We start from the raw sequence: 25,041 nt of genomic DNA, 5'->3' as shown, positions 1-25,041 counted from the left end.
GTGCGCGGCCAGCGCCCCTGCGCTGGCGTGGGGATCAGGGGCAGGCGACGCGCCAGGCGTCGAGGTCGAGCTTCTTGATCAAGGTCGAGAGCCCGAGCGGCTTCGTGGCGGCGCAGACGGCGTTTGCCTGCGAGGCGTCGACGTACTCCGCGTGGAACACCGCCTTGCCCGCGCGAATGAACGGGGTGAGCATGTCGCACTCGTCGTATTCGTGGCACTCCTCGTTCAGGGCCCAGTCGAAGCTTCCCACCAGGTCTTTCACCTGATCGAGATCGTTCTTCAGCCCGATGGACAGCCCGCGCGCGTGCGCCTCGGTGGCCAGGAATCGGTTGTAATCGAGCTGCGTCGCCGCCGTCAGCGGGAAGCCGGGGCTGTTGGTGTAGCCGTCGACGTTGTCGGGCTCCACGCCGTCGCAGCGCTTCTGCACCGCCAGATCCAGCCGAGCCTTCATGACGTTGCGCACGCCGGCGTTGCGGGTGTCGAGCCACCGCTCGCCCGGCCAGCCGTCGAGCGGGTTGCCGAGCCCTGCGGCGGGGAACTTCGACGCGTCGTCGCGCCAGTCCTCGCTGCTCCCCGCGCTGAAGTAGCAGATCACCTTCTTCCCGGCCGCGCGCAGCGTGTCGATCTTCGCCTGCGGGGCATCGAAGAGGTCGATATCGTACATGGCGACATCGAGGCTGGTGTCGATGGTGCCCGTGAGCTGCCATTGCCACGTCGTCCCCGGCGCGGGGACCCAGATGCCGCCGGTGGAGCCACCGGTGCCGGTGGAGCCGCCGGAGCCACCGGTGCCGGTGGAACCGCCGGAACCACCGCTGCCGCCGGAGCCGCCGGAGCCGCCGGTGCCGCCAGTGCCGCCGGAGCCGCCGGAGCCACCGCTGCCGCCGGAGCCGCCGGTGCCGCCAGTGCCGCCGGAGCCGCCGGAGCCACCGCTGCCGCCGGAGCCGCCGGTGCCGCCGCTGCCACCGGTACCGGTGGAGCCGCTGGTGCTAGTGGAGCCGTCGCTGGTCGTGCCCGTGAGGACGAGCTTGTCGAGCAGCGAGCTGTCGGCGGAGCTGCTCGTCGCGTACCGGATCTTGAGGGTGCCGCCCGCCACGAACCGCCCGAGCGGCTCCGGCAGGCTCAGGCTCGCGCTCGTCCAGGACCAGTTGCGCGCGAACGCGTTGTCGCCGACCGGGACCCAGGCGCCGGCGGCCGCGTCCCACGCCTCGAAGGTCCAGCGCATCGCCGACTTCGCCGGGCCGCGGTAATTCACGCCCAGCGCGAGGGACGAGAGCTGCGCCGCCGAGGTGCCCGAGGGGAGCGCGTACTCGCACGTCGCGCTCGTGCCGGGCGCGAACTCGACGTACTTCTTCCACACATCCTGCTTGCCCGTGAGATCCGCCGTCGCGAGCGCGGCGGCCGTCTGCCCGGCGCCGATGCTGCCCCGGCTCACCGTCAGCTTGGAGCAGGTCATCGTCAGGGCGCCGCTGACCGCGTCGCCGCTCGCCGCCGAGGCGATCTCCGCGTCGGAGCCCGGATCCGCGCCGCACCCGACGGCGGCGAGCGTCGCGGCCAGGCTCACGAGGGCATGGCGCAGGGCGCCGCAGATCGCGAGAGAGGACGCCGGTCGGATGGGATAAGTCATGCTCGTCTCCTGTCGTGTTGGTCGTTCGTGAAGCCAGGCGCACGTCGGCGCGATGCGTCTCCAGACGCTCCGGTCCCCGCGATGGCTCTCGGCGATGGCGGCTCCAGCAGCGTCTCCACGCGCGCCGTCGAGGCACTGGGTCCGTGCGCTCCGCAGAGGCATTGCAAGGCGGGGACCAGCGTGCGCTCCGCGTCTTCCGCGCGGCGGCGCGCGCTGCGGTTGCTGCGGGTTGCGCAAGCGTCGTACACTTGCGCAACCTTCGAACGGCATGGCGGAGCGAGACCCTCGTCGACAGGCAGCTTCTCCGCCGAGCGCGGCGCCGCCGCGTACCGCGGCCGAGGTCGCGACCGAGCTCGACGCCGCGGAGAGCGCGCCCGGCGAGGGGACGCCGCAGGGGCAGGCTTCCCTGATCATCCGCGCCGGTGATGGCGCGGCGCGGGTGATCGATCTCACCGACGGCGAGGTGGTCGCGGTCGGCCGCGCGCCGGAGTCCACGGTCTGCCTCGACGACGCCCGCGTCTCGCGCAACCACGCGTGCGTCGCGCGGCGGGGCCAGACCGTCGCGCTCGTCGACCTCGGGAGCCGCAACGGCACGTCGGTGAACGGCGCCGTCGTGCGCGGGGCGGAGCGGCCCCTCGCCGGCGGCGACGTGATCCGCATCGGCCCGGTCGAGATCGTCGTCGCGATCGCGGCGCCTGCGCGCGTCGAGGCGGCGCCGCCGGGGGCCGAGCCGGAGGCGCTGGAGGGCCCGCCCTCTGGCCTCGGCGCCGGGTTCGTCGTCGCGGACGAGGCGATGGTGAAGGTCTTCCAGGTGGTGCAGCGCCTCGCGCGCGCGCAGACGACGGTGCTCGTGCTCGGCGAGACGGGCGCGGGGAAAGAGGTCGTCTCCGAGCAGCTCCACCGCGCCAGCCCGCGCGCCGGGGGCCCGTTCGTGAGGCTCAGCTGCGCGGCGCTGCCCGAGGCGCTGCTCGAGAGCGAGCTCTTCGGGCACGAGAAGGCCGCGTTCACCGGGGCGGATCGCCGCAAGATCGGCTACTTCGAGGCGGCGCAGGGCGGCACGCTGCTGCTCGACGAGATCGGCGAGATGCCGCTCGCCATGCAGGCCAAGCTGCTGCGCGTGCTCGAGAGCCGGCGCGTGGCCCGGATCGGCGGCACGCAGGAGATCGAGCTCGACGTGCGCGTCGTGTGCGCGACGCACCGGGACCTCCAGGCCGAGGTGGCAGCCGGGAGGTTCCGGCAGGATCTTTACTATCGCATCAGCACGTTCGTCCTCCGCGTCCCGCCGCTGCGCGAGCGGCGCGCCGAGATCGCGCTGCTCGCGCACCGCTTCGCGCAGCAGATCGCCGGGCGCATGGGGGAGCGGGCGCCGCGCTTCGCGCCCGCGGCGATGCAGGCGCTCGAGGCGCACGCGTGGCCCGGCAACCTGCGCGAGCTGCGCAACGCGGTGGAGCACGCCGTCGTCCTGGCCGAGAGTGGCGTCATCGAGGTCGAGCACCTTCCGGCCTCCGTGGTGGAGGGCGCCGAGGGCGGCGCGCCCCCCGCGAGCGCGGGCGCGCCGCCGGCGAGCACGGGGGCGCCACCGCCGTCCGCCGACGGCGGGACGATGCCGGCGCGCCTCGCCGAGCTGGAGAAGAAGAGCATCGAGGACGCCCTCGCCGCCGAGGGGAACAACCAGACGCGCGCGGCGAAGCGGCTCGGCATCTCGCGGCGCGCGCTGCTCTACAAGCTGGACAAGTACGACATCAGGCGGTGAGCGTCGGGAGAGCACATGGGCGCCGCGCCCGGTGGCCGGCCGCTCGCGGGCGTCAGAACGCGAAGCACTCGCACCCGCCGTCGAGCAGGCCGCGCAGCTCCGAGAGCCATCGCGGGAGCTCCGCCCTGCGCTGGAGGGCGGTCGCCCGCGAGAGCGCCTGGCCCGCGGGCTCCTGGCCCGCCGAGGAGCGCCGCCACGCGCCGGGGTGATGGTGGAGCGGCGACCAGTCGGGCATGACGGGCAGGTCGCCCGGGTCGAGCGGCTTGAAGTCACCCGCCGCGTACACCGGCTTGCCGCCGAGGATCGTGAGCACCGACTCGAGCGACTGGATCTCCTCGTCAGGGATACGGAAGTAGTCGTCGCTCAGGACGGCCAGATCGGCGAGCTGGCCAGCCGCGATTGTGCCGCGGGTGCCCTCGTCTCGCGACATCCACGTGCTGCCTTGCGTGTACAGCCGGAGCGCTTCTTCCCGTGTCAGCCGCGATTTCGCGGGATAGAGGGAGAGCCCTCCCAGCGTCTTTCCCGTGGTCATCCAGTACAGCGCGACGAACGGGTTGTAGCTCGCCACGCGCGTGGCGTCGGTCCCTGCGCCGACCGGGATGCCGAGCTCCAGCATGCGCCGGATGGGCGGCGTGCGCTCGGCCGCCCGCGCGCCGTACCGCTCCACGAAATACTCGCCCTGGAACGCCATCCGGTGCTGGACGGCGATGCCGCCGCCGAGCGCCCTCACGCGCTCCATGTTGCGGTCGGAGATCGTCTCGCAGTGATCGAAGAACCAGCGCAGCCCTCCGAGCGGCGCGTCCCGGTCGACCTTCTCGAAGACGTCCAGGAACCGCGCGATCGACTCGTCGTATGTGGCATGGATCCGGAAGGGCCAGCGGTTCTCGGCCAGGAAGCGCACGACGCGCTCGAGCTCGGCCTCCATCGTCTCCGGGAGATCCGGGCGCGGCTCCAGGAAGTCCTCGAAGTCCGCCGCGGAGAAGACGAGCATCTCCCCGGCGCCGTTGCAGCGGAGGAGGTCATCGCCCTCGCCCGGCTCGACGACCTTGGACCAACGCATGAAGTCCTCGAGCTCCGCGCCGGCCTTCTGCGTGAACAGGTTGTAGGCGATGCGCAGGGTCATCTCGCCGCGCTCGTGCAGCTTCTGGATGATCTCGTAGTCCTCGGGATAACGCTGGAAGCCGCCGCCGGCGTCGCACACGCTCGTGACGCCCAGGCGGTTCAGCTCCCGCATGAAGTGGCGTGTCGAATTGACTTGGTGCTCCGGCGGGAGCTTTGGCCCCTTGGCCAGCGTCGCGTAGAGGATGGTCGCGTTCGGCCGGGCGATCAGGAGGCCTGTGGGGTTGCCCGCCCTGTCGCGGGCGATCTCGCCCCCGGGCGGGTCGGGCGTCTCCCGGGTGTAGCCGCAGGCCCGCAGGGCCGCGCGGTTGAGCAAGGCCTGGCCGTAGAGGTGCAGGAGGAAGGCCGGCGTGTCCGGCGCCGCGGCGTTGATCTCGTCCAGCGTCGGCAGGCGGCGCTCGGCGAACTGGAACTCGCTGAAGCCGCCGACGACGCGCACCCACTGCGGGGCCGGCGTGCGCGCCGCCTGCTCGCGGAGCATCCGGAGCGCGATGGACAGCGAAGGCACGCCTTCCCAGCGCAGCTCCATGTTGTAGTTCAGGCCGCCGCGGATGACGTGGAGGTGCGAGTCGTTGAGGCCAGGGATGACCCTGCGCCCGCCGAGGTCGACCACCTTGGTGTCCGGCCCGCGGTGGAACTCCGAGGCGTTGTCGACCCCGGCGATCCGCCCGCCGACCACGACGACCTCGCGCGCCTCGGGGCGCCGCGGATCGAGCGTGGTGATGCGTCCGTTGGAGAGGATGAGATCGGCAGGTTTCATGGGTCTCCGTTCGTCGGGTTGAGCCACTGCGCGGCCAGCTCGTCCAGGGACCGGCGCGCGAACTCGGCCAGGCCCCGCTCGAACGCCTCGGCGTGCTCCTTCCGGACACGCCGGGTGATGGCGACGTGGATCGTCCGGCTCATCTGCGGGCCGCCTAGTGGCCGGATTTCTTCGGCACGATCTGCGGCTTCGCCGCGGACTGAGGCGCGCGGTGGACCATCGTGTAGGCGTACTCGACGCCCACGCCGTACGCGCCGGCCTGCTGCTTGAGCAGCCCCATCAGGTTGTTGTAGTGCTCGCGACGCGCCCAGTCGCGCTGCCACTCCAGCAGCGCGGGGAGCGTCGTGAGGCGCACGGCGCCCGCCTGGACCATGCGCGACAAGGCTGCTTCATGGGCCGCGGGAGAGGTGGCTCCACAGCAATCCTCGACGACATAGACGTTGTAGCCGGCGCCCAGGAGCTCGATGGTCGGCCAGGTCACGCAGACCTCGGTCCAGAGCCCCGTCATCAGGAGGTTCTTTCTCCCCGTCGCCTCGATGGCCTTCCGGAACGCCGGGTCGTCCCACGAGTTCATCGAGCTGCGCTCGATGACGGGCTGGCCGGGGAACACGTCGAGGAGCTGAGGCCACACATAGCCACTGAAGGACTCCGTCTCCACCGACGTGAGGATGACCGGGACCTTGAACTCCTTCGCCACCTTCGCGAGGAGCGTCACGTTGTTGATCAGCGTCGCGCGGTCGATGCTGGCGACGCCGAACATCATCTGCGGCTGATGATCGATGAAGACGACGGCGGTGTCCTGCGGTGTGTACAGCTTTTGATACTGGTTCATGTCTCTCTCATCGCTCCTGCCATTGACGGTCGAACGGACGACCTTGCCGATCACGAGCGGCGTCCGCGCCCCCCTCGGGCCGGTGCGGCCGTCACCCTATGCGGTCGTGACCGCACGTTCTTGGACGAAACTGCCGAGAGCCGAAGGCTCCTGTGGTGCTCTCGCGGCCCGAAGTCGAGCGATGAAGATCGCAGGTTCGTCCTGGACCACCGCCGGCCGGCTGCGTCCGGGGGGGCCCTTCGACGAGCTCGCGCGCTCCTCTCGACCTCGAAGGGAGAGGGCGAGCGGCCGCCGGCGCCGTCGAGGCGCTACCCGCTACAGCAGCGGAAGCCGATGGTGTGATCGGTGTCGGCGCGCTCGCGCTCGTCGCGCGCGTCGCACCGGAGCTCTTCGAGCGCTCCCCCGCTGTCGAACGCCCCGCCCCGGGTCCTGCAGAGGTCGCCGGGGCCGACGTCGTCGGAGCACGCGTCTTCCCACTCGCGGACGTTTCCGCTCATGTGCTGCAGGCCGAGGTAGCCGCCCTCGCACGCCAGGCTGGCGTCGTCGCCGACCGGCACCGTCTCGGTGCTGTCGCCGTTGCACTGGAGAGCGTTGAACTCGCCGGTGGAGTGAGCGAGCGCGCCCTGCTTGCTGCACGCGTCGAACCACTCGCCCTGCGCCAACTCACCGCGGAACGGCAGCGGGCCGCCGTTGCGCTCGCCGCAGAGGCGCTTGCCCTGGCTCTTGCAGAAGGCGCGCGCGTCGCACCAGTCGACGCAGGTGGCGGGGTGCTCGTCCTCCTTGCGGCGCGTCGTGCACACGGGGGGCGCGTCGGGCCCGGTGTCGTCGAAATCGAACGTGCTGTTGAACGAGCAGAACGGCTCCTGCGCCGCGACGTCCGGCTGCGTGGCGAGGAAGGCGCGGTAGGCGGCGTTCGACACCTCGGTCTGGTCGATGCAGAACGAGCTCTCGATCGTCACCATGCCGGCGGGGCACTGGCAGACGCCCTCGGCGCAAGCGGCCGTCGCGCAGTCGGCGCTGGCGTCGCAGGGCTGGCCGTACAGGCAGGAGGCGTTGCCGGCCCCGGGCTCGCAGGTGAGGCCGTGCAGCGGCCGCACGAGCGAGCACGCCGAGAGGAAGGCAACCACCAGGGCGGCGGCGCCGCCGCGGGCGCGGGCCGACGCGCGCATCAGAAGGCCCCCGCGACGCCCGCGGCGTTGCCGGCGATGAACGGCCAGAGCGCCGTCGCGCCGGCCTTCGGGGGCTGCGCCGCGGCCGGCCGGGTCATGTAGAGCCACGCCGCGGCGCCCAGCGCGACGACGCCCACGCCGAGGCCGATGTCCGCGACCGCGTGCTGGACCCGGATGGCGCGCACCTCGCCCTCCGTGCAGCGCGGGGCGCACGTGGCGCGCAGGTCGGCCTCGGCGCTCAGCGAGAGAGCGCCGGCGACGGCGAACACGGCGAGCCCAGCGACGCCGACGGCGCCGGAGGCCCACACGAGCCCCGGGACCGAGGGCTCCGCAGGGGGCGCGGCGCGCGGGGCGAGCGGGCGAGGGGAGGCGGGCGCGCCGGCCGGAGGCGCGCCCAGGGTCACGGTGAGCGGGCGGTTCTTCTCGCCTTCGCGGATCAGCACGCGCTCCTCGACGGCGGGGCCCGTCGCGGGCTCGAAGCGGAAGGTGTGTGGGCCCGGGTCCACCGGCAGCGCCTTGCCGTCGAGCGCCGCGGCGAGGGGGCGCCCGTCCACGAGCACGCGAACGTCGAGGCGCTCTCGCCCGTGCGCGTCCCTCGCGACGACGACCACGGAGGGCAGGCTCTTCTCGACCTCGGCGAGCCACGGCCCGCAGTCGGCCACCGCGGCCGCCGGGCACGTCGGCTGCGAGCAGGTGACGAGCGCGTCGCGCGCCTCGATCAGCCGGCCGTCGCGGCGGAGGCCCTGCGCGCGCTCGTAGGCGGCGGCGCACGCCTGCTTGTGCGGCGCGGCGTCGGTGCGGGCGCCGGTGAGCGAGAGCGCCGCGGCGGCGGCGAGGGAGAGCGCGAGCCGGGCGCGGGCGGGACAGAGAGGGGTCATCGGTTCACAGGCACTCAGGCTTGAGCCGGCGTATGCCGGCCTTGTCCACGGTATAGGGCGGGGAGCAGCGCTGGGCGTCGGCGCGGGTCGTCCGCGGCGCGGGTGCGGGTGCGCGCGTGCCGGCGGTCGGGCGCGCCGGGCGCTGTGCGGGCGCTGGCGCGACGGCGTTCGCCGGGTCAGCCGCGGCAGCGCTCGTCGGGTCAGCCGCGGCAGCGCTCGCCGGATCAGCCGCGACGGTGCTCGTTGGGCTCGCTGCGACGGCGCTCGTCGGGCTCGCTGCGACGGTGCTCGTTGGGCTCGCCGCGACGGCGCTCGTTGGGCTCGCTGCGACGGCGCTCGTCGGGCTTGTCGCGACGGTGCTCGTTGGGCTCGCCGCGACGGCGCTCGCCGCCGAGGCGCTGGCCGGCTGCGCCGCGGGCGCGTGGACCGCGCGCGCGGCGTCCTCCGGGCCGGGAGGGGCGCGGCGCCACGACTGCGCCGCGAGCACGGCCGCGCCGCCGAGGAGCAGCACACCGAGCAGCGCGAGCGGCCGGCGCGCGCGCTTCCTTGCGGTGGGGGGCGGGCCGTCGCTCCGCGCGCCGTCCGTCGCAGGGAGTCCCAGCGAGATCCCGCTGGACGTCACCGACCCGAGCGGGGGCTCAGCCGCCAGCGTCCCCTGGACGAGCGCCCTCGCCGGGATCGCGGGCGCGGTCTCTGCCAGCCCCCGCGCCGGGTGGTTCGGCGGCGTGGGCTCGCGTTCGCCCCAGTCGCTGGGCTCGCTCGGCCCGCCCAGCGCGGCCGCGTCCGCGCTGGCCGTCGCCGGGCCGCTCGGCATCGCCGCCGACGCGCTCTCGATCGCGGCGACGCGGGCCGCCCGCCGCGCGAGCGCGTCGCCGGCGAGCTCCTCCACCCACTCACCCACGGCGCGCGGCGACGCGAGCGGGACGGCGTCCTCGATGGCGACCGCGAGCTCGCGGGCGGTCGGGTAGCGGCCCTCCGCGTTCCGCTCGAGCGCACGGAGGACGATGGCGTCGAGCGCAGACGGCACGTGCGCTGCGAGCGCGCTCGGGGGCACGATCGGCCCCTCGAGCACGGCCCGGATGAGGGCGCCCTCGTCGCCGCCGTCGAAGAGCCGGCGGCCTGCGAGCGCCTCCCAGAGGACCGCGCCCGCCGCGAACACGTCGGTCCGCTGGGTCACATCGGCGCAGAGGAGCTGCTCGGGCGCCATGTACGCGAGCTTGCCCTTGATCTGCCCGCCGCGGGTGGTGCTGAGCCGCCCGCGCGCCTTGGCGATGCCGAAGTCGAGCAGCCGCGCCGTTCCGTCGACGCCGACGAGCACGTTCTCGGGCGAGACGTCCCGGTGCACGATGCCCAGCGGATCGCCCGACTCGCTGCGCGCCTCGTGGGCCGCGTGCAGGCCGTGGAGCGCGCCGCACGCGATGCTCGCGACGATGGGGACCGGCGCCGGCGCGCCGCGCGCGCGCGCCGCCCGGAGCAGCCGCGCGAGCGACTCGCCCCGCACGTACTCCATGACCAGGAACGCCTCGTCCTCGGCGAGGAGGAGGTCGACCATGGCGACGACGTTGGGGTGCTGGATGCGCGCGACGATGCGGGCCTCGTCGCGCAGGCTCTCGGCGATCTCGGGCGCCTCGGCGAGCGCGGGGTGCAGCCGCTTGATGGCCACGGTGCGCGAGAAGCCCGCGTCGCCGACGAGCCGGCCGAGGTGCACGGACGCCATGCCGCCGGATGCGATCGGGCTGTACAGCAGATATCGCCCGATGGGCCTGGGCTGCGACGGCTCCGACGACATGCCGGCGTGATGATACACGAGCACGCCCGCGAGGGGCGAACGACACGGCACGAGCGACGGGCTCATGCAACTGACGTCGTTCGCCGCTGTCGGCTCATGGCGTGGGGGCCTCGGGCGTGCGCTCTGGCGCCGCAACCAGGGCCGCGCGGATCAGCTGGGGATACAGATCCTCTGTCGGAATGGGAGCGTCACGGCGCCGACGCCGGGGTTGCGCCTGGTCGTGACGGGGCCGTGGCAGGCCATGTTCCAGGCCGTTTCGAACCTCCAGGTGAGAACCTTCCGGCGCGGGCGGGGGCCGTCAGTCCTCGAGGGGCGTGCTCGGCTCGACGAAGCAGAGGCGGTAGCCGTCGGGGTCGGTGACGACGACCTCCCGTGTGTGCCACGGCTGGTCGCGCGGCCCGTCGACGGCGGCGCCGGCCGCCGCGGCGCGCGCGGCGATCGTCTCGATGCCGCGGTCGCCGGCGGCGCTGAAGCAGGCGATGACGCCGAGGCCGCGCTGCCCGGAGAACGAGACCCCCGGCGGCGTCGCGACGAGGAAGACATCCGCATAGCGTGCCCAGCGCAGGTGGATGAACACCGGATCCTGGTGGACGCGGGTGAAGCCGAGGAGCTCGTAGAACGAGGCGGAGCGCTCCGCGTCGGCGACGAGGAGCTTGACGTAGGCGGGCATCACGTAGGGGTCGTCGCTGGGCATGGTCGCTGGGCGCGAAGGTGCGCCGCGCCGGGCCGGAAGGCAAGGCGCGAGCGCCGGACGAGGCAGCGGCCGCCCGCGAGCCCGGCGGTCCGCTGGGCAGCGCGAGAGATCGAGAGAGCGGAACGAGTTCTGAGATGGAAAGTCAATTCTCTCCGCTGCTCGCGCGCATGTTCGCTGACAAGACGCTCTCTCTCGAAGCGGTGCGCTCTTACCGCGGAATCGTGTGCGCACGGGCGAATGCCCGGAACGGAGCGACTCATGTCGTTTCGGATGCGCTCGCCGAGTTTCTATTTGACGCCTAGACCACACTCGGAAGAAATGGCGAGTGCATCCGCACCGCGTGTCGCCGCCGCTCGGCGAGGAGCCTGCACCATGTCGATGCGCTTCCACGGCAAGCTCGGGCTCTTCTGCGCTTGTGCCCTCGTCGTCGCTCCCGCGCCGGCGCTGGCGCTCGAGTTCAGCGGCGGCGTGAGCGTCGGCGGGATCCAGGTCGGGACCGAGCCCGAGCTCGCCGTGAGCCCCTTCGTCGAAATGTCTTCGCGGGTGCGAAGATGATTGCAAGTGAGGTCCAATGTTCGAGCTGACGACTATATTTACCCCTGCGGACGGCAGCCCGCCGCGAACCATCACGCTCCGAATCAGTGATGTGCGACCCGATTCCGATGGGGCATCCTGGTCTGTCGCTGTAGAGATCCTCGGGTTCAGAGATGATGACAAAGTTCGGTTGAAACAGGTGGACTGGACCCAGGCGATCGTGGACGGTGCCCAATTCATCGCTCGGAGGGTCAACGACAAGGTCAAGAACGTCGGCGGCGGAACCCTCGATCCACCCATTTGGAACACGGAGTGGGGGACTTGATCCGCTGATGATCGAGCTGACGTTTAGGCTGACCCCTGAAAACGGCGAGCCGCGCGACGTCCTGGTTCGTATCCATGAGCCAACCCGAAACCCTTCGGAAGAAGAGTGGCCTTGGGATGTCAAAGTGGACATCGATGGGGGCCAAACGGCCACGTGCGGGATGGATCCTCTCGATGCGATCGAGAACGAAACTCGCCACGCCGCGATCGTGCTGCGCGAGGTCTATGGCGATGCGCTCGATCCGCCCGTCGAGCCGCAAGATTAGGAAGATTTGTAACCGATGAGCACCCACACGGCCACCAGGGCGCTGGTGCGCACGCTCGAAATGACCCTGCCCGGATCGAGCGACGTCCACGACATCGTTGTTCGCATCGGGCTGCCAGAGCCCGATCCCCTTCCAGGCGGAGACTTGTCGAGCGGAAGATGAGGGCGGCACGCTTGAGCTACCGATTGTGCCATAAAGAGAGAGGATGGATGAACGCAATAATAGAGGTTACGTCCATATTCACGCCCTCGGGTGGAGGCGCGCCGCGGACCATCACGATCCGCGTTAGCGACCTCCGCGAGGATCCCGACGGACTGTGGTCTGTGGCCGTGGACGTGCTCGGCTTCAAGACCGATGATCACGTACGTCTCAAGGGCGCTGACTGGCTGAACACCATCGAGAGCGCGGCTGGCTTCATTCGGCAGCTCGCCGGAGGCAAGGTCAGGGATTACGGCGGCACCATGACTCCGCTCCTCCTTCCGCCTTGACGTCTGCGCCGCGAGAGTCCGAGCTCGCATCGCGCCGCCTTCGGCGTCGAGGCGCCTCTGGACCGCAGCGGCCGTGCCAGAGTCCGCTTGCTCCTTCCTGCGGGCGTCTGGATGTCCTGGTCCGCGTTGACGCTCCCTCGGCCCAGCCGGAGAGTTCGCCACAGCAGGCCTCAATCCGTTTACTCAGGAAACCGCAACGTCTCGTGGGCCTCGCCGCTCTCTCCCACCGTCGTGCTGCCATCGTGGTTCCAGCTGGTGCCGCCCGTGCCCGGCTTTCCGGTCTCGATGGTGACGCCCTCGAGCGTGAGCTGATCCTCGTCGAGGTAGGCGACTCCGATGGAGTCGCCGCCGCGCCCCGGGCCGCCGTAGCCGCCGGGCGCTCCATTGCCGCCATGGCCGCCGACACAGGAGTAGAATCCATCCCCCAGCGCTCCACCCGCTGCGCCTCGACCGCCTCGGCCGCCGCGCTGGGGTGGCCCGCCGTCGCCACCACCGCCGCCAAAACCCGCTGTGATCTTGGTGTCGCGCACCGTCACCCGGGCGTGAAGCGCGAGGACGCCGATGGACGGCTGTCCGTTCCCTCCACCGCGGCCTCCTCGGCCTCCGCAACCACCGGCCCCTCCCGAGCCTCCTCCTGGGCCTCCCTTGGAGGCCACGTCGCACAGGGCGAGCCCGCCCAGGCGACCGCCGCCGCCGCCGCCGCCCTGGCCCTGCGTGCCCCAGGTGCCCTCGCCCCCCGTGTCGCCCTCCCATCCCGTCTCGGTGAGGCGCCCGATGCCCTTGCCCGGTGCGCCCTGCGTTCCTGAAGCGCCCGGGCCCCCGGTGGATCCGATGGAGCAACTGCGGTTGTCCTGCTCCCCGACACCACCGCTTGCGGGCGGCAATAGGTCGGCGGGTTCACCATCGCCTCCATCCTCGGCGCTGTCGGGGCGCCCGTCCCCTCCCTTGCCCCCGGTGCTCGTGACCCCGTTCTCGCACCGGTTCACGGCTGCAGGCCCTCCGGCGACGAGGGTCGCCGAGCACGCGTCCCCTCCGATGTTGCCATCCGGTCCGTCCGGTTGATTGGTCGGCCACTGCTCGCCAGGGCTGCCTGCATTTGCCCCGCGGGTGGAGATCTCGCTCCGAAGGATCTCCACCGCCGTGCTCGACTGAACGAGCACGCCGACCGGGCCCGTCGAGTGGACGTCGAGATCGGCGAGCGTCGACACCCCGTCCGCGGCCCCCCTGTCCTCGGGGCCCGCGGGCTCGACGAGCACGATGGGGCCGAAGATCCACCGGTGCTGTAACAAGGACCGCTTGGGTAGATCGCTGCGGACCCATTTCCGGCAGTCGAAGCCCCCGAGGAGATCCACGCCGGAGGGCAGCCTGATCATCTGCTCCACCAGGAATCCGTCGTTGCAGATGAACACGCGCCCTCGTCCAGCGCGCGCGAGCTCGACGCCGCGCTCGACGGTGAACACCGGCTTCGCCTTCGTGCCGGGGTTCCCGTCGTCGCCCCCACCGAATTCTGCGGCGACGAACACGCCACAGCCGTCGTCGAGGATGTCGGCGGCGACGTGCTCGACGCAGACCGACTCCGGGGGCGGCTCTTCCTCGCACGAGGTGCCTTCACAAGGCGTCACGCCAGGGTCGTTCACGTCAGGCACAGTTCCGCAGCCGGTCGCCCAGGGTGACAGCAGGAGGACGAAGGTTGCAGCGGTGATTTTCCTCATGGGCGTATCCTCACGTGTGCCGACAGCACAGGGCGGTTCATCGAGGCGGCTCCGGGTCTGGCGCATCGAACCGGTACCAGAACCGCGTAATCCCTTCGTCCCCATTGCCGGGCATGGTTTGCGGGGTTGCGTTGCCGCCGAGCCCCCCCTTACCGGCTTGTCCGGGCGAGACCGTCGCATCCTCCAAAAGTGCCACGGAGGCGCCCACCGAGCCGATGCCGAGCGAGTGGCCCCCGAGACCGCCGCCGGCATCGCCCCCGCGGCCGCCGTGGCCGCCAGCGCCGCCGGCGCAGCCTCGCGACGTGCCGGTCAGAGACATGTTTCCGCCGAGGCCGCCGCCCCAGCCAGGGCCTCCCCACTGGCCCGTTCCGCCGACCCCGCCATTGCCGCCCTTGGCCCCGAGGACCTTGCTGGCCTTGATCGTGAGGTCGCTCCCCTGCAGCGCCACGATCGCGATGCTCGCGCCGCCGTAGTTGCCCCCCTGGCCGCCGTTGCCCCCGCATCCGCCGCTGCCCCCCGATCCGCCGGCCGCACCGCCCTGGGGTCGACCTGCCGGACACGCGTTCATGGGGCCGCGCCCCTTGCCGCCGCCACCCCCGCCGCCGCCCTGACCGACGCCGCCCTTCTCCCCGTCTTTGCCGCGGACGCCGACCCATCCGTCGATGTCCAGGAGGCCGGCGCTGTCCGCTCCGGCGGCGCGCTCCGCAGGGGCGCCGTCTGCTCCCTTCGCCCCTTCCTTGCAGTCCATGCTGGATGACGCGCCGAGGCCACCCAGACCTACCTCGGGCGGATTCCCGACCGGCTCCGACAGTCCTGACGTCCCATCGCCGCCCGTATCGAGGCCTCCATCGCCCCCCTGGCCACCCATCGACTCGATGCCTTCGCCGCAGACGGTCACGGCCGGAAGGGCGCCCGGCGCCATGTCCGCCGTGCAGGCGTCCACGCCGTTGTTCCCCACCACGCCGGCGTTCGCGCGGAAGCTCGGCGCGTCCTCGCCCGGATCTCCATCCTTGCCATCGCCTGCGAGGATCACGCTCGACCGCACGATCGCCCTGGCTCCATGTTCCAGGATCATCGCGATCGACGATTTGCCATCGCGCGCGGAGGCGTCGGCCGCCACGGCGCGCACGCCGAAGATCACCGACGTCGCGTCGTCTCCCGCGATGACCGCATCGTCCCCCCCGAGGACCCGCACCGGGATCCCCACGGGCGGCGCGATGACGGTCAACGCGCTCTGCCCGTCGAGCGGCCCTCCATAGGACCAGTCGCCGCCGGCGCACTGACGGCCGCCCCAGAGGTCGACCCCCTGGGAAAGCGCGATCGCCTCCTCGAACACCCCGCCGCACGCGTACACGCGCCGGGTCGCTGCTTCGCCGGGGCCTCGACCGCTCGCGGCGAGCCTGATCGCGTGCTGGAGCGTCTTGACCGGCGCGCCCTTCGTGCCGGGGCTCGTGTCGTCGCCCTGCTCGCTGACGAACACGCCGCATTCGTCGAGCGCTGGCGCCGTGCCGGGCTCTCCGTCGCACAGACCCGGCGGAGGCTCGGGATCGGGGGCGCACGCCGCCACCTCCCCGCAAAGATCGGTGTAAGCGCACCCCGTCAGCGTGCCCGCGCCGCACGCGCAGAGCGCGACAGCGACGACGGACGTCGCCGCGCGCCGTCCTTTCTTCGAGCGCATCTCCTCTACCCCCGATGTGCTCACCACTGCCCCTCGATGCTCACGCCGGTCTCTCGCCCGGTCGCCACGGGCGCGAGGTGAACTCGACCCTGCGTCGGCGTGCGCCCCAGGAAGGAGAAGTCGGTGAAGAACGACGCAGCGGTCAGTGCTCCGATCACACCCCCCGCGATGACCAGGCCAGTCCCCACGCCGGCGGACAGGTTGCGCGCGTCTCGCAGCCGGACAAGGTCAGCGCACGGGGAGTCCTGCGGCGCTTGCCAGCACATGGACGAGCTCGGCGTCGCACCACGCGTCAGCCCGTCGCGCCGCTCGCTCAGGTCCCCATCCAGCTTGCTGGCCCTGACCATGAAGATGCCGCCCCCGAGCAGGGCGCCCGTCGTGACGGCGATGCCCGTGATACGCAGCGTCCCCGGCCAGGAAGCCCACGGGCTGGGGGCCTGCGCGCGCGGAGCGGGCAAAGTGCGCACGGAGATCGGCGTCGTCGACGCGGCCTCCTTGGCGCTGCTCGCCTCCTTGGCGCTGCTCGTCGCCGCACACGGCAACGGCATCGTGAACTCGTGCTCCGCGTCCGCCACGGCGCGCAACGTATGCAGCGCGTCCTGACAGCCCGGTGCACGGCCCCTCACCATGTGTTGGCCCGGCTCCAAGAACAGCGTGTAGGTCCGCGCAGTCCGGCCGATGCGCTTGCCGTCGACGAGCACCTCGGCGTCGGGCGGATCGACCGCGAAAATGAGCGTCGCGACGTGCTTCGCTGCCTCGCGCAGTCCTGCCTCGAATCGCCGCCGGAGCGCTTCCGGCAGCGCTTCGCGCAGTTCCAGGCTCCTGGCAAGGTGCTCGGCCGCGTCGCGGTGCTTGTGCAGCGCGACCTCGCAAAGGCCGAGCTCGCCGGCGAGCTCCGCGCGCTCTCTCTCGGTGCTGGTCGCCGGGTCTGCGGCCTCGAAGGCCGCCTTGTAGGCAGCGTGTGCCTCGGTCCACTGTCCCGCTGCGCGCGCTCTCTGACCACGGCGAACATGGTCCTTCACCGACGCACTGCCGCTCGGATTCGTCTTCGGCTGGCTCCCGTTCGCGCTGGCCGAGCTCGTGACGCCTGTTGCGGCCCCGAGCGTGAGAAGAACCGAGCACGCATGTGCCATCAAACGCATGTGGTCACGGTACTCACGCTCACTGCGCAGCGTCAATCAGCAGGAATTTTCAAGTTCTTGCCCTCTTCGTGAGAAAATGTCACCCGAGGCCGCAATGCCGTCGTTTGCCGCCAGGGTTCATGGGGCCTTGCGCGGCGCCGGTGGCGTTGCTGCGCGGCCTCGGCGCCCTGCTGAGCGGCCTCGGCGCCCGCCTGCGCAGCCCCGGCGACCCGCCTGCGCACCTATTTGTGTGTCCTATCGTACGATCGTGCGGCTCCTGAGCAGCCCCCCGCGACCTCCTGCGCACCCATTTGTGTGTCCTATCGTACGATCACGTGGGTCCTGCGCCGCTTCAGCGCCCCTCTGCGCGCCCAGTTGGTGGCCTGCGTTGCCATGGCTCGACGCCGGCGCGCGCATGGCCGTCGCCGCTGCTGCGCAGCCTCGGCGTCCGCTCGCGCGGCGCCTCGGTCTCCTCGCGACCTTGCGACGAAAGCGTCGATATCGTGCTCTCCTGTGACCCGAAGCCTCGGTGGCGCCGATTCCCTTATCAAGCGACCGCTCCTCTGCTCGGAGGGGCGCTGAGCCCGACAAGGAGACATTTCATCGCCATGGCACCGAAGGCTTCCACCGCCGCTTCCTCCAGGACCAAGAACGCCCAGAATAGGCGCGCTTCGAGCGACGCAGGAGGCGCGCACCGCTCGTCGGGCGGTGCGCCCGAGTTCGCGCTGAGCGCCGAGCGAGAGGCCGAGCTGCTCCGAGAGGCCGAGTCGCTCGGCGACAACACCTCCCTCTTTCCAGGCAAGCTCGCTCGACGCGTCATCTGGTCGAGCCGCATCCAGCTCGCCGCCGAGCGCGACGCGGCGGATCTCGTGCGCACGCCGTTCGCCGAGGGCGAGCCCCCGCTCACGCACGACGAGATCCGCGGGCTTCGTGAGAAGATCGAGCTCCTGCGCGGCGTGCAATCGCGCTGGCAAGCGGCGCAGCAGCGCCAGGAGCGAGCCGCCGCGGCCTTCGAGAAGCCCGCCGCCGAGGCCGTCCAGATCAAGCAATCGCTCCTCCGCTTCTTCGATCTCCGCTTCAAGAACAGCCCCGGAGGCCAGAAGCGGCTCATGGCGATCCGGGCGGGCAGCGGCGACGCGGATCTGGTCCAGGACGTCTCCGATCTCCTCTTGCTCTGCTCCGAGCACGCGGAGGCCCTTCAAAAGGCGCCTCGCGGCGAGGCCGCCGCGGCGGACCGCCTGCGCGAGCTCTCGCCGCTGCTCGCGCGCATGCTCGCCGACAAGACGCTCTCTCTGGAGGCGGTGCGCTCGCGCAAGCTCCGCGACGCCGCGTACACTCTCGTCGTGAACGCCGAGCGGAAGCTGCGCGCCGCCGCGGAGTACTGGTACGCGGGCACCGACAAGATGAAGGACTATGCGCCGTTCCCCGCCTCCCGCGGCGTCCACGGCGGAGGAGAAGAGGAGGGGGAGGGTGGCGGCGAGTCGGAGGAGGTCGAGCCGGAAGACAGCGAGTCGGAGGAGGCCGAGCCGGAAGACGGCGAGTCGGAGGAGGGCGAGTCGGGAGACGACGAGACAGGCGATGACGGGGAAGACGGGGAGTCGCGCTGAGCTCGCCTTTCACGACTCCCTGACGGGACGACCCAGGGCCCGACCGACGAGCGCCGGTCCCGGAGAGCTCCCGCCAGCTGACTCACCTCCGGCGCCGTAGTCGCCTCGCTCACCAGCTCGCTGAGCCACGCCGTCACCACCGGTAACGCGGTGGCGGCACGGACCGTCCGGGGCCGTCGGCTGTTGCACGACGACGTCGTCTATGGCGTAGAAGCGCTCGTTGGTCTTTGGCTCCACCGCTCGCGATCCTCGGCGCAGCTCTCGAGGCGCTGCTCGACATCGTACTTCGCAGCGCGATCGTCGCCCTTGGCGCGTAGCGCACCCGATCAGCTTGAAAGCCCAAGGGCCTTCTCATGAAGGCACAGATCAGGGCGAGAGCTTCAGAAGGAAGACATCTCGCATCTGGGCGGAGATCGGGCCGCTTCCGAAATCGACCGTGCCCGCGAATCCGCCGAGGACGAAGGCGTTGCCCCCAGGGTCTGTGTCGATATCCCATCCGAACTGCGCTCCGGCGCCGCAGAAGCATCGGCTCCAGAGCGCGTCCCCGTGGGGATCGAGCTTGGCGACGAAAGCCTCTTCCACCGCGCCGTCGCCGCTACCGATAGGCCCGTTGCCGAAGTCGATCGTGCCGCCGAAGGAGCCCGTCAGCACGGTGTTGCCCTGATCGTCCGCCGCGATCTGGTAATGGACCAGGCTCATGCCGTCGCCGAATTGCCTGCTCCAGATGTGCTGTCCGTCGGGATCGAGCTTCGCGACAGCGATACCAGAGCTCGCGGTGAGAGCGCCTCCGCCGAAGTCCACCGTGCCGTCGAGCGCCGCGAGGACGTGCAGAGCCCCATGTCCATCGGTATCGATGTCGAGGCCGGTCTGATTGAGCGCACCGCCGAAGCGCTTGCTCCAGCGCGGGGTGCCGTCGGGGTCGAGCTTCGCCACGAAGATGTCTCGGTCCCCCGCGCTGACGAGGGGGCCACCGCCGAAATCAATGGTTCCGCCGAAATCGCCCATGACGAGCACATTGCCCTGCCTGTCCAGCGCGACGCCCCTGCAGGCCTGGTAGTCGTGATCTCCGAAGAGCTTCCCCCAGAGCACCTCGCCGGTGGCATCGAGCTTCATCACGAGGGCATCGACGCCGCCGGCGCCCACGATCGGCTCGTCGCCGATGGGAATGGATCCCCTCGCGCCGCCGGTGACGACCGCGTTCCCGGCCCGGTCGACCGCGATCTGGGGCGCGAGCTGGACGGCATCGTTACCGAAGCGCTTCGCCCAGAGGAGGCGGCCATCGGGGGCATATTTTGCGATCAGGATATCCTGGCTCTCCGTCGCGCCTGCCATGGGACCCGCGCCGAGGTCGAAGGTGCCACGGGCCAGGCCTGCGGCGAGCAGATTGCCCTGCGCGTCGGCCGCGAGGGTCGAGTACTTTGCGATGCCGCTCGCCGTGTTCGGCAAGGCGACGTTCCAGAGGCAGGCACCCGACGCGTCGAGCTTGGCGACGAAGGCGCCGAGATCCGGGGCGTTGAGGGGCTCTGGCGCTGCGCTCAAGGGGCCGCAGCCGAGATCGATCGACTCGTAGATCTCGGCCGACAAGAAGACGTTCCCTTGTGGATCTGCCGCCACGGCGCGGGGACTCTCCGCTCCGGAACCCGCGATCGTCTTGCTCCAGGGTAGATCGTCCGGCGTGACTGTTCCTCCGGAGCCTGTGGCCGTCTCCGCGCCTCCGGAGCCTGTGGCCGTCTCCGCGCCTCCGGAGCCCGTGGCCGTCTCCGCACCTCCGGAGCCCGTGGCCGTCTCCGCGCCTCCGGTGCTGGTCGCGCCGCCGTCGCCGCCTGTGCCTCCGCTGCGCTGATCCGGAATGACGACCGAGGAGCATGCCGTGAGGCATGCTGCGGCGAGCAGCGCAGCCCTGCGTCCGCGCGATCCGCCGTTCTGAAAAAACACCCATCGAGTGCCGCTCATTCAATGCCTCCGTTGTGAATCCGTGTCGATCGCCCGAACGCTCCAAGAATGTCCCGTCAGCTACAGCATGGCTGTATGAGACGCACACAGCAGCGAGGGCTTCACCATTCGGAAGCCGTTTGCTTGTCCTGGCTAGCCCCTCTGAGCGTGAGCACGGCGATGTTTCGGCTCCTCCGGACCCTCTGCGGTCCGTGCGGAGGGGGCGCCCGCGCGCGCGGCGCCATTGTCTTTCTCCGCGACGTCGGAGACGATGGGCCCATGAACGCAGTCGGACGGCGACTTGCCGGGGTCCTCGGGTCGCTGGCGGCCGCGCTGATTGCCGCCGCCGGTTGCAGCGCGGGCGGGGAGGCTTCGGGCACGGGCGGCGCGGCGGGATCGGGCGCGACGGGAGGCGCGTCCGCCACCGGCGGCGGTTCCGCGACCGCAGGCGCGCCGGGGACGGGTGGCGGGCCCGCGGCAGACGCCTCGGGGACGGCCGGCGGATCTGAAACCGGAGGCAGCACGGCTGCGATGGGCGGCACGAGCGAGGCAGCCGGAGGGGAGGGGGCGGGGAACGGCGGCGCGGGTGGCGCAGCGGGAGCTGGCGGCGCCGGCACGGCGGGCGCGGCGCCGACCGGCGGCACGGGCGGCGCGTTCCCGGTCGGCGACGAGTTCGAAGGCAGCGCGCTCTCGCCGGACTGGACCGTGCTGCGGCCCGACCTCGCGGACGTGGTGGTGAGCGGCGGCGCGCTCTCGCTCACGCCGCACGGCGGGGCGCTGTGGTACCAGGCGAGCCAGGGCGTGCTTGTCTACAAGCTCGTGACCGGCGACTTCAAGGTCACCGCCACCGTCCACGCCCGGCGGGCGTCGAACCGCGAGCAGACGCCGAACCAGTTCGCCGACGTCGGCGGCCTCATGGGCCGGAACCCGAGCGGGAGCTCCGAGAACTACGTGCTGGGCGTCGTCGGCTACGCCGAGATGAACCAGCTCGCCGTCGAGCACAAAAGCACCACCAACAGCAAGAGCACGTACGGCGAGACGGCCTTCACCGCCGACGCCGAGCTGCGGCTCTGCCGGACGGGCGCGACCTTCACGATCTACTACCGCCACCCCGTCGACACGGGGTGGCCGACGTCGGTCGCGCCCATCAACCGCGCCGATCTGCCGGCGACGCTTCAGGTCGGCATGATCGCCTACACCGGCGTGCGGTCCCCCGACTACGTCTCCATCTTCGATCGCATCACCTTCGAGCCGGTCGGCGCAGGTTGCGATCGCTGACATGCGGCCGGCGCGCCTCCACAGTGGTTCGGCCCTCTTCGCCGCCTCACGAGGGTGATCCTGGTGATCACGAGGCGCTGATCCGAGCGATCACGATGTGGTGATCTTGGTGATCAAGATGGCGTGAAGTCCGCACCGCGCCTCCATCGAGGAAGCGGTTCGCGGCGGCGAGGCCGTGTTCAACTGCGTGCACATCGCAGGCTTCTGGGCGACGATCCACCCAAAGGCGTCCGTGGCGCACCCTGTGTCCGTTTGGTAGTAGGCGATACGAACCACCGCGCCGGTCCCCCCCCGCGGCGCTGTCCGAGGCTGCGATCGACGGGTAGTCGATCTGGCGCATGCAGGGCGTCGTGGGTTGGATGGACTCGGCCGTGGCCAGCGGAGCGGCCTGGTTGGCAGGGAAAGATAGGTGCTTCACAGAATTCGCAGAAACCGACGCCATATGCATTGTGACCCCATACGCCGTGATTGTTGGCGCATGGGCATCTCGGCTGGAGGGGTCGGATGTCACCTTGAAGGCGGGGCTCCAACCAGCGGCGCTCTTGCTGGCGTAGTAGACCTCGCGCGTGGCGTTCGCCCCGGTTGCGTCTCGAATGTGGAGGACCCCGATGGTGCCGTCCGAAGCGGCCGCGATGGCCGGCCTGTAGGCACTTGCAGCGTCGATGGCGAAGGGGGGGCCCAGGTGATGCCATCCGGTGAACTCGAATAGTAGACCGTGCCCCCGTCGGCCCAGACCGTGTGAAGGCCGCTCTTCGTGTCGACGGTCTTCGTCCCGTTGGTGTCGTAAAGGAGGCCCTGCGTCGTGCTCGGGTAGGGCGTGACCGGGGCGGTGAAGGCGAGCGCCTCGGCCACTTCGGCCACAGGCTCCTGCCGTGGCTCGTTGCCCCCGAACTCACCGACGCAACCGCTCGCCATCGGTAGGATGCAACAAATTGCTGCAGCCCCTGCGTACCGGTGCAACAGGTTCGATGTCATCGTGCTCCTCCCTGACCGAACATTGATCGTCGCGCAATCTCTCGTGTCCGAGAACCGAGCTCTACCCACCCGGGCCGGCTCGATCTCCGTGTCCTTCTTGTTGATAGGCATGGGCTTGCCGAGCTGGAGTTGCATGGTCGTTCCTTCTTCTCAGAGCGTGGACGGGCATCGTCTACGGCCGGGCCCTCTGCCCGATCGTGTCCTGCCCCTTCAATGGATTACGCCGCTCGATGGATGATCTATCAAGACGCGCAAAAAAAGAGGCGGAGGTCGTCGAGCTCCGCCTCCCGGCGCCGCAGGACGCGCCGCTGCTTCATGAGCTCATCGCTGCATCAGCAGGATTGTCTCCGTCGGATTGCCGAGGAGGGTAGTGAACTTCGGCGCGAGCGCGCTCAGGTCCCGGTTCTACTGCTGGACCGGGGCGATCCGCGGGTCGGCGCGCGCGATCCGCGGCCTATCCTGCTCTACGCTCCGAGGAACACCGATCTATCGAGCGCGGAGGATTTTTTTTCGGGGAACGATCACCCGGAAGCTCGCCCGGTCGGCGGCCGGCTCTCGGCCCGGATCTCCTTTCTGGGTCCTTGTGTGCCCAACCCGAGGTTCCCGAGGGCGGAGGGAAAGCGCCACCCCGCCATCGCATCAGCTCGCACGGCACCGACCTCCTCGCTGCAGGCGACCTCGTGATGCCCTCCCTGCTGCCCCGAGAACGAGCCCCCCGCGGAGCGCCCCATCCCCCCAATCGGGGCCACCGGAGCGCACGAGCGCGGACGCGTCGCGCCACCTCGCCCACGTCGTCCTTCGAGGGCGGCGGCGCCTCGTGGAAGCACGCTCCCTCGGCGCTCTTCTCGAAAATGTCACCCGCGCGAGCGGTAAGCCGCGTGCCCGTTGTCACCGGGTCGGGTCAGCGTAGCATTGCCGTCGCAGCACGCCGCCTCGGCCCGCTGCGTTCGAAAAGGGGAACATCCTATGCACATGCAACTAGTTCGCACTTGTTTTCGCGTGCTGTCGGTCGCTTCGGTCGTCGCCGTCCTGGGGTGCAACGTCGAGGTCGAGAGCCCGGATCAGGGCGACGGCGACGTCGACGGGGGCGAGGACGAGGCGATCGGCGCCGCCGAGCAGGCGTTTGCCGCGTTCGGGTACAGCAGCGCCACCGCGACGTCAGGCAACGCCTTCCAGAACCTCGGCACCTGGAGCGGGAACGCGGCGTACATCATGGGCGTGACGGGAAACCTCCAGGACGGTGGCAACGTCGCGATGTACAGCTACCTCGGCACGGCGCGCGTGTTCGCGCACGCCGACTCGGGTGTGTCGGTTCGTGCCTACGGTGGGCTCGCCAACCCCGGCACCATGATCACGCAGGTCGGTTACTCCAACAACAGCTACATCACGACCAACCCCAGGGTGTACCTCGCGTCCACCAGCAACAACCGACGCTGCTTCCTGACGCAGGTCATCAACTACGAGGGCAGCGACAACTTCGCCAACGCGTCGGACTACATCGGCGTGGAGAAAGACGGCAACTCTTGGTACCTCCACGGGCAGGGGAAGGTCGCCGGCTACGCGAGCTGCGTACAGGTGACGGACTACCTCGGCGAGGCTTACCACGGCATCCAGGCAGGGTCGGTGGACCTCGGCCCCGCGGTGGCCGGCAAGACGTGCTGGCTCAAGGGGATTGGCGGCATTCTCCGCGGCGGCGTCTCCACCGGCGTGGTCGTCCAGTACGACGCCACCCAGTCCAGGTGGGAGATGAACGTCTCCGCGAACACGCAGGGCTTCGTGGAGTGCAGCATCTGATCGGCCGAGGGGGCACCACCGCCGCGGCGATCGAGACGCTCGACCGCCACGCGGCGCAGGCCGCCTTCGTCGAGGCCATCGGCAACGCGCGCCGGCGCGCCCAGGAGCTGGGCGGCCGCTGAATCAGTGGTCCGTCGACGCGAAGATGCGCAGCCCCTGCGGCGTGCGCAGCAGGTTGTAGCTCTCGCGCCAGGTCGACAGCACGCCGCCTGACGCGTCCAGCAGGTCCCACGACACGGTGGCGAGCAGCGCCTCGCCCCCCATCGTCACCACCTGGAGCCCGCGGTGGCGGCAGGCCGTGCAGCCGTCGCCGCGGTACTGGTCGACGATGCGCTGGAAGTAGGCCCCGACGGCCTCCGCGCTCGTCAGCAGGTCGTGCCGGCCGGCGGCGTGCATCGCGAGGTACGGCACGTGGTAGCGGTGGGCGATCAGCGGCCCGTCGAAGCGCGCGAACGCGGCGACGAAGTCATCGAAGAAGGCGGTGGCTTCAGCGTGGTGGACGTCGGTCATCGACAGGGCTCCGGGGCGGGCAACCCGCCACCGTAGCGGGCGCGGGGGACGACAACACTGCTGCCGCCATGGATAACACACGGCCGACCGCCCAGCGGGGAGCAGGTTCGTGCGCTACGGGCTCATCCGCGTCGTTCGGCTCCCTGCGGCGTACTTTCGTACGCCTCACTCGCCTGCCTAGCGGCTGAACCCGTAGCGCACGAA

General features: G+C 70.9%; 21 protein-coding genes. 8 read left to right on the top strand and 13 right to left on the bottom strand.

The genetic code is table 11. The features are described 5' to 3' along the window. Positions 1 to 34 precede the first annotated feature (34 nt). The gene (locus WME79_RS22940) at positions 35 to 1,624 is read right to left on the bottom strand and encodes an endo alpha-1,4 polygalactosaminidase (protein WP_437538962.1); all 1,590 of its coding nucleotides are present in this window, start codon (positions 1,622 to 1,624) and stop codon (positions 35 to 37) included. 268 nt (positions 1,625 to 1,892) lie between these two features. On the opposite strand from WME79_RS22940, the gene WME79_RS22935 reads away from it, so the two are divergent. Further along, a complete protein-coding gene (locus tag WME79_RS22935; protein ID WP_437538960.1) occupies positions 1,893 to 3,377 on the top strand; it encodes a sigma 54-interacting transcriptional regulator in 1,485 nt (494 codons plus the stop codon). 52 nt (positions 3,378 to 3,429) lie between these two features. On the opposite strand, the gene WME79_RS22930 is transcribed toward WME79_RS22935, so the two are convergent. The 7 genes from WME79_RS22930 to WME79_RS22900 form a co-directional block, all read right to left on the bottom strand. Then, entirely contained in the window at positions 3,430 to 5,256 is a 1,827-nt protein-coding gene (locus tag WME79_RS22930; protein ID WP_437538958.1) for an amidohydrolase, read from the bottom strand. Further along, positions 5,253 to 5,399, bottom strand: a complete 147-nt coding sequence (locus WME79_RS22925) for a hypothetical protein (RefSeq protein WP_437538956.1) — start codon at positions 5,397 to 5,399, stop codon at positions 5,253 to 5,255. Before WME79_RS22925 ends, WME79_RS22930 begins: the two co-directional genes overlap by 4 nt. An 11-nt stretch (positions 5,400 to 5,410) precedes the next feature. Next, positions 5,411 to 6,088: a hydrolase gene (locus WME79_RS22920; protein ID WP_437538954.1), complete on the bottom strand. Its 678-nt coding sequence runs from the start codon at positions 6,086 to 6,088 to the stop codon at positions 5,411 to 5,413. Between the two features lie 308 nt (positions 6,089 to 6,396). Then, the gene (locus WME79_RS22915; protein ID WP_437538953.1) at positions 6,397 to 7,257 is read right to left on the bottom strand and encodes a formylglycine-generating enzyme family protein; all 861 of its coding nucleotides are present in this window, start codon (positions 7,255 to 7,257) and stop codon (positions 6,397 to 6,399) included. Further along, complete coding sequence (locus WME79_RS22910; RefSeq protein ID WP_437538951.1) at positions 7,257 to 8,135, bottom strand: hypothetical protein; 879 nt, start codon at positions 8,133 to 8,135, stop codon at positions 7,257 to 7,259. The genes WME79_RS22915 and WME79_RS22910 overlap by 1 nt, the downstream gene beginning before the upstream one ends. A 4-nt stretch (positions 8,136 to 8,139) precedes the next feature. Next, a complete protein-coding gene (locus WME79_RS22905) occupies positions 8,140 to 9,990 on the bottom strand; it encodes a serine/threonine-protein kinase (RefSeq protein WP_437538949.1) in 1,851 nt (616 codons plus the stop codon). Between the two features lie 232 nt (positions 9,991 to 10,222). Then, positions 10,223 to 10,618 carry a VOC family protein gene (locus tag WME79_RS22900; protein WP_437538947.1) on the bottom strand — a complete coding sequence of 132 codons (396 nt, stop codon included), beginning with the start codon at positions 10,616 to 10,618 and terminating at the stop codon, positions 10,223 to 10,225. A 372-nt stretch (positions 10,619 to 10,990) separates the two neighbouring features. Between WME79_RS22900 and WME79_RS22895 the strand changes: the two genes are divergently transcribed. The 3 genes from WME79_RS22895 to WME79_RS22885 all read left to right on the top strand — a co-directional run bounded on the left by WME79_RS22895 (position 10,991) and on the right by WME79_RS22885 (position 12,230). Beyond that, positions 10,991 to 11,173 carry a hypothetical protein gene (locus WME79_RS22895; RefSeq protein WP_437538945.1) on the top strand — a complete coding sequence of 61 codons (183 nt, stop codon included), beginning with the start codon at positions 10,991 to 10,993 and terminating at the stop codon, positions 11,171 to 11,173. 311 nt (positions 11,174 to 11,484) lie between these two features. Then, a complete protein-coding gene (locus WME79_RS22890; protein WP_437538943.1) occupies positions 11,485 to 11,742 on the top strand; it encodes a hypothetical protein in 258 nt (85 codons plus the stop codon). Between the two features lie 209 nt (positions 11,743 to 11,951). Further along, positions 11,952 to 12,230: a hypothetical protein gene (locus WME79_RS22885; protein WP_437538941.1), complete on the top strand. Its 279-nt coding sequence runs from the start codon at positions 11,952 to 11,954 to the stop codon at positions 12,228 to 12,230. Positions 12,231 to 12,409: 179 nt separating this feature from the next. Here the strand turns inward: WME79_RS22885 and WME79_RS22880 are convergent, their stop codons facing one another. From WME79_RS22880 to WME79_RS22870, 3 genes are read right to left on the bottom strand one after another with little or no spacing between them, the layout of a single operon-like run. Next, the gene (locus WME79_RS22880; RefSeq protein ID WP_437538939.1) at positions 12,410 to 13,942 is read right to left on the bottom strand and encodes a hypothetical protein; all 1,533 of its coding nucleotides are present in this window, start codon (positions 13,940 to 13,942) and stop codon (positions 12,410 to 12,412) included. Positions 13,943 to 13,979: 37 nt separating this feature from the next. After that, the gene (locus WME79_RS22875; RefSeq protein ID WP_437538937.1) at positions 13,980 to 15,620 is read right to left on the bottom strand and encodes a hypothetical protein; all 1,641 of its coding nucleotides are present in this window, start codon (positions 15,618 to 15,620) and stop codon (positions 13,980 to 13,982) included. 20 nt (positions 15,621 to 15,640) lie between these two features. Further along, complete coding sequence (locus WME79_RS22870) at positions 15,641 to 16,642, bottom strand: hypothetical protein (RefSeq protein ID WP_437538935.1); 1,002 nt, start codon at positions 16,640 to 16,642, stop codon at positions 15,641 to 15,643. A 707-nt stretch (positions 16,643 to 17,349) separates the two neighbouring features. On the opposite strand from WME79_RS22870, the gene WME79_RS22865 reads away from it, so the two are divergent. Further along, positions 17,350 to 18,348, top strand: a complete 999-nt coding sequence (locus WME79_RS22865; RefSeq protein WP_437538933.1) for an ATPase — start codon at positions 17,350 to 17,352, stop codon at positions 18,346 to 18,348. A gap of 366 nt (positions 18,349 to 18,714) precedes the next feature. Here the strand turns inward: WME79_RS22865 and WME79_RS22860 are convergent, their stop codons facing one another. Continuing rightward, positions 18,715 to 20,301, bottom strand: a complete 1,587-nt coding sequence (locus WME79_RS22860) for a hypothetical protein (protein ID WP_437538932.1) — start codon at positions 20,299 to 20,301, stop codon at positions 18,715 to 18,717. 258 nt (positions 20,302 to 20,559) lie between these two features. Here WME79_RS22860 and WME79_RS22855 point away from each other — a divergent pair, with 258 nt between their 5' ends. The 3 genes from WME79_RS22855 to WME79_RS22845 all read left to right on the top strand — a co-directional run bounded on the left by WME79_RS22855 (position 20,560) and on the right by WME79_RS22845 (position 24,449). Beyond that, entirely contained in the window at positions 20,560 to 21,558 is a 999-nt protein-coding gene (locus WME79_RS22855) for a hypothetical protein (protein ID WP_437538930.1), read from the top strand. Positions 21,559 to 23,505: 1,947 nt separating this feature from the next. After that, positions 23,506 to 24,327, top strand: a complete 822-nt coding sequence (locus WME79_RS22850; protein ID WP_437538928.1) for a hypothetical protein — start codon at positions 23,506 to 23,508, stop codon at positions 24,325 to 24,327. Further along, the gene (locus WME79_RS22845) at positions 24,315 to 24,449 is read left to right on the top strand and encodes a pyrroline-5-carboxylate reductase dimerization domain-containing protein (RefSeq protein WP_437538926.1); all 135 of its coding nucleotides are present in this window, start codon (positions 24,315 to 24,317) and stop codon (positions 24,447 to 24,449) included. Before WME79_RS22850 ends, WME79_RS22845 begins: the two co-directional genes overlap by 13 nt. A 1-nt stretch (position 24,450) precedes the next feature. Here the strand turns inward: WME79_RS22845 and WME79_RS22840 are convergent, their stop codons facing one another. After that, positions 24,451 to 24,837 (bottom strand): hypothetical protein, encoded by a 387-nt coding sequence (locus tag WME79_RS22840; RefSeq protein ID WP_437538924.1) that lies wholly within the window; start codon positions 24,835 to 24,837, stop codon positions 24,451 to 24,453. Between the last annotated feature and the right edge of the window lie 204 nt (positions 24,838 to 25,041).

The organism is Sorangium sp. So ce726 (assembly GCF_051521405.1).
Taxonomy (GTDB): Bacteria; Myxococcota_A; Polyangia; order Polyangiales; family Polyangiaceae; genus Sorangium.
The sequence above is the reverse complement of the archived record's forward strand: the minus strand, read 5'-3'. Positions and strand labels throughout refer to the sequence as shown.

What these genes read in the sequence shown, in the direction of transcription:
- WME79_RS22930 (WP_437538958.1), bottom strand. Translation starts at nt 5,256, where the DNA reads ATGAAACCTGCCGATCTCATCCTCTCCAACGGACGCATCACCACGCTC.
- WME79_RS22900 (WP_437538947.1), bottom strand. Translation starts at nt 10,618, where the DNA reads ATGCCCAGCGACGACCCCTACGTGATGCCCGCCTACGTCAAGCTCCTC.
- WME79_RS22940 (WP_437538962.1), bottom strand. Translation starts at nt 1,624, where the DNA reads ATGACTTATCCCATCCGACCGGCGTCCTCTCTCGCGATCTGCGGCGCC.
- WME79_RS22840 (WP_437538924.1), bottom strand. Translation starts at nt 24,837, where the DNA reads ATGACCGACGTCCACCACGCTGAAGCCACCGCCTTCTTCGATGACTTC.
- WME79_RS22885 (WP_437538941.1), top strand. Translation starts at nt 11,952, where the DNA reads ATGAACGCAATAATAGAGGTTACGTCCATATTCACGCCCTCGGGTGGA.
- WME79_RS22850 (WP_437538928.1), top strand. Translation starts at nt 23,506, where the DNA reads ATGCAACTAGTTCGCACTTGTTTTCGCGTGCTGTCGGTCGCTTCGGTC.
- WME79_RS22915 (WP_437538953.1), bottom strand. Translation starts at nt 7,257, where the DNA reads ATGCGCGCGTCGGCCCGCGCCCGCGGCGGCGCCGCCGCCCTGGTGGTT.
- WME79_RS22865 (WP_437538933.1), top strand. Translation starts at nt 17,350, where the DNA reads ATGGCACCGAAGGCTTCCACCGCCGCTTCCTCCAGGACCAAGAACGCC.
- WME79_RS22855 (WP_437538930.1), top strand. Translation starts at nt 20,560, where the DNA reads ATGAACGCAGTCGGACGGCGACTTGCCGGGGTCCTCGGGTCGCTGGCG.
- WME79_RS22905 (WP_437538949.1), bottom strand. Translation starts at nt 9,990, where the DNA reads ATGAGCCCGTCGCTCGTGCCGTGTCGTTCGCCCCTCGCGGGCGTGCTC.
- WME79_RS22875 (WP_437538937.1), bottom strand. Translation starts at nt 15,620, where the DNA reads ATGCGCTCGAAGAAAGGACGGCGCGCGGCGACGTCCGTCGTCGCTGTC.
- WME79_RS22880 (WP_437538939.1), bottom strand. Translation starts at nt 13,942, where the DNA reads ATGAGGAAAATCACCGCTGCAACCTTCGTCCTCCTGCTGTCACCCTGG.
- WME79_RS22860 (WP_437538932.1), bottom strand. Translation starts at nt 20,301, where the DNA reads ATGAGCGGCACTCGATGGGTGTTTTTTCAGAACGGCGGATCGCGCGGA.
- WME79_RS22925 (WP_437538956.1), bottom strand. Translation starts at nt 5,399, where the DNA reads ATGAGCCGGACGATCCACGTCGCCATCACCCGGCGTGTCCGGAAGGAG.
- WME79_RS22910 (WP_437538951.1), bottom strand. Translation starts at nt 8,135, where the DNA reads ATGACCCCTCTCTGTCCCGCCCGCGCCCGGCTCGCGCTCTCCCTCGCC.
- WME79_RS22895 (WP_437538945.1), top strand. Translation starts at nt 10,991, where the DNA reads ATGTCGATGCGCTTCCACGGCAAGCTCGGGCTCTTCTGCGCTTGTGCC.
- WME79_RS22935 (WP_437538960.1), top strand. Translation starts at nt 1,893, where the DNA reads ATGGCGGAGCGAGACCCTCGTCGACAGGCAGCTTCTCCGCCGAGCGCG.
- WME79_RS22920 (WP_437538954.1), bottom strand. Translation starts at nt 6,088, where the DNA reads ATGAACCAGTATCAAAAGCTGTACACACCGCAGGACACCGCCGTCGTC.
- WME79_RS22890 (WP_437538943.1), top strand. Translation starts at nt 11,485, where the DNA reads ATGATCGAGCTGACGTTTAGGCTGACCCCTGAAAACGGCGAGCCGCGC.